This window comes from Armatimonas sp. (assembly GCF_031410135.1).
GTDB lineage: Bacteria > Armatimonadota > Armatimonadia > Armatimonadales > Armatimonadaceae > Armatimonas.
Genome location: NZ_JANNYP010000215.1, coordinates 1 through 2,886, shown reverse-complemented (window position 1 = coordinate 2,886; position 2,886 = coordinate 1). Strand labels below are relative to the sequence as shown.

Here is a 2,886-nt window from a genome sequence, read left to right as displayed (position 1 = left end):
AGTCCACGACGAGTGGATTCAGGATCACATCGACTGGTGGGTGAACGTGGTGGGGCTGGATCGCGCTAAGATTGATCTGTTTGAGCACGTGAAGCTCGCGCACTACTCCAAGCGCACCGTGGACATTCTCTACAACTTCCCCACGCTCGGCTTCGATGAGCTCGAAGGAATCGCCAACCGCACCGACTGGGACTTGGGCTCGCACTCGCGCCAGCAGGAGACGCTGACTCTCTCGGACAACACCCGTGAGAAAGTGATGCCCAACGAGCACTCGGTCGAGAAGCTGACGTACTTTGACCATGAGACGAATAAACATATTGTCCCCTTTGTGATCGAGCCCGCTGCCGGAGTGGACCGTGGCGTGCTCGCCGCGCTCTGCGAGGCCTATGATGAAGAAGTGGTGGACGAGGCCAAGGGCGATATTCGCGTGGTGCTACGCCTCAAGCCCGCCCTGGCCCCGATCAAGGTTGCCGTCCTGCCGCTGGCCAAGAACAAGCCCGATATTGTCAATAAAGCCAAGGCGATCAAGAAAGCACTGCAAAACGAGCTCGGGATGCGCGTGGTCTACGACGATACGGCGGCCATTGGCAAGCTCTACCGAAGGCAAGACGAAGCCGGAACCCCGTTCTGCATCACCGTGGACTACGACACCCTCGGCCAGAGCCGCGATGGCTCGACGGACTTAGTAGACACCGTCACCGTGCGTGACCGCGACTCGATGGCTCAAGAGCGCATCGCGATCACAGACTTACTTGGCTACCTGCGGGCACGTCTGGTGTAGCCGAATCCTATCCATCTCTCAGGTGACCTATCCCCGTTTTTCGGACGGTTAGTTAAGCAGAACTATTGACGCGACGGGCGAGGCACTCCCCGCCAGGGACGCTCGTCTCTGGGCTACCTGGGCCCCGTTGAATTCGAGAGGCAAGCTACTTTATCGTCGGCTCTGCTTAACTAGAGGCTGTTATGAACTGATGCCATTAATTTGCGGTAGTAGATTTAGGTGATTCGCCTTCACCAACATCAAGATTCCGAATACCAAGAAAGTCAAACCACTGACCGTCTCAGGTAGTCGTTCATAGTCGCGAGCCAAACGGCGGAAGCGAGAGACCCAGGCAAAGGAGCGCTCTACCACCCAGCGACGAGGAAGAAGCACAAAGCCCTTCTTGGCTTCAGGCAACTTGACCACTTCTAAACGAATACCATGACTCGATGCCGCAGAGGCAGCATCCTCACCTGTATAGCCCTGATCCACATAAGCCAACTTCACGTTTTGCCCGGTCACTTCCTGAACCTGAGTGCACAATGCCTCGACCTGAGCGCGTTCCTGTTCATTGGCCGGGGTCACCACCAGGGTAAGCAGATAGCCCAGAGTATCCACGGCAATATGAGTTTTGCTTCCTTTTTTGCGTTTGCCTCCATCGTAACCGGCTCGTCCCTCCCCCCCACTTTCGGGGGTGGACTGGTTGGTACGTCCATCCAGGATGACAGCACTGGGCTGGGCATTCTTACCCTGACTGAGTCTGAGCATCTGCCTCAGATCATGGACGATGGCTTCAAAGCATCCCCAACGAATCCATCTCTGGGTCTGCTGGTAGACTGCTTCCCAGGGAGGAAGGTCATTGGGCATCATTCTCCACGGGGCTCCGGTTCGAAGCATCCACCGGAGACCATTAAAGATTTCTCTCCGCGAATGCGTTCGTTGAGGCGAATCTTCGCTGATGAGACTCAGGTAAGGAACGACGAAGTGCCATTCTTCGTCTGTGACATCACTGGGATAAGCTTTGCGGGTAGAGGTGGTGACGAGTGACATACCCCCATTTTACGATAGCTCATCAAACCAGCATTAGTTCATAACAGCTTCTAGCCGTCCGAAATATTGGGCATAGGTCAGTTTTCGGAGATCCTGCGTAGCCGGATTCGGGTAGATACCCTGGAGCTTGCTCCGGTAGGAGAGTGTCATCAAAAAGGTGCGTGGAAACCCCAGCCTTGAGGCCGGGTGAGGAAACGTGATGCCAGGAGTCCCCTGGGACAGATGGCTGGATAGGACTCCGACCAGAGCAAGCTCCGGGGTATCTCTGCTTTCTATATTTGAGTTTGGTTTCTCCACTCAGGGCTGGATTTGCCCGAAGCCATTGGTGCTATAATAGGGTTTGGGAAAACGAAAAAAGCCTTCCATTACCAGTGACCTGGCATCTACACCTGAGGGCATTTCGCGCTATCTTGCTGGTGCTCACACAACGCATCGCCTTCGTGTTCACCTTGTTTGGACTCCCAAGTATCGTCGCCGTGTGCTGGAGGGAGAAGTCGCCAAGCGCGTTGAGGCTCTGCTGCGTCAAGGTTGTGAAGTGAGAAACTGGCCCCTGCACGAGTTGAATGTTCAGCCAGATCACCTCCACTTGCTTTTGCAGATTCCGCCTTCGGTTTCGGTTACCAAAGCAGTTAATCTGCTCAAGGGTCGATCTAGCCGTCTTCTTCGTTTGGAGTTTCCTGAACTTGAGGAGTTCTTGTGGGGCGACAGCTTCTGGTGCGATGGGTACTTTGTCGAGAGCGTTGGTCAGACGGAGGAGGGCATGATTCGCCGCTACATCCAAGATCAGGATAAGACAAACCAAGACCCGGCCCTTTTCTGAGCTGATGGATCTGAGGCTCAGTCTACGAGAAAGTGGGAACTCTTGAGGCTTTTGCGGTGTCCGCTTTCAATAAAAAGTTCCGGCCTTTAGCCGGAGTATTTTACTCTCTGTGGACTAAGTAGTCGTCCAAAATCAAGTTCCAGTTCTTTGGTGTAGAATAGATTAGTTAGCCACTCCATTTTCTACTGTGAAGAAACCATGCCAAATAGGGAAATCTATATCTGCCGATGTGAACTTTGCCAGCAAGACGTTGAGC

Annotated in this window: 3 protein-coding genes; 2 read left to right on the top strand and 1 reads right to left on the bottom strand. The window is 54.0% G+C overall.

Annotation, left to right across the window (positions count from 1 at the left end):
- Nucleotides 1-781: His/Gly/Thr/Pro-type tRNA ligase C-terminal domain-containing protein (locus tag RMO15_RS07640; protein WP_309710067.1), on the top strand; the 781-nt coding region annotated here is incomplete at its 5' end.
- Nucleotides 782-961: 180 nt separating this feature from the next.
- On the opposite strand, the gene RMO15_RS07635 is transcribed toward RMO15_RS07640, so the two are convergent.
- On the bottom strand, nucleotides 962-1,810 hold the full coding sequence (locus RMO15_RS07635) for an IS5 family transposase (protein WP_309710065.1): 849 nt from the start codon (nucleotides 1,808-1,810) through the stop codon (nucleotides 962-964).
- Nucleotides 1,811-2,150: 340 nt separating this feature from the next.
- Here RMO15_RS07635 and tnpA point away from each other — a divergent pair, with 340 nt between their 5' ends.
- Nucleotides 2,151-2,630 carry an IS200/IS605 family transposase gene (gene tnpA, locus RMO15_RS07630; RefSeq protein WP_309710062.1) on the top strand — a complete coding sequence of 160 codons (480 nt, stop codon included), beginning with the start codon at nucleotides 2,151-2,153 and terminating at the stop codon, nucleotides 2,628-2,630.
- Nucleotides 2,631-2,886: the final 256 nt, after the last annotated feature.

Coding starts and splice junctions, on each gene's coding strand:
- RMO15_RS07635 (WP_309710065.1), bottom strand. CDS start 1,810: ATGTCACTCGTCACCACCTCTACCCGCAAAGCTTATCCCAGTGATGTC.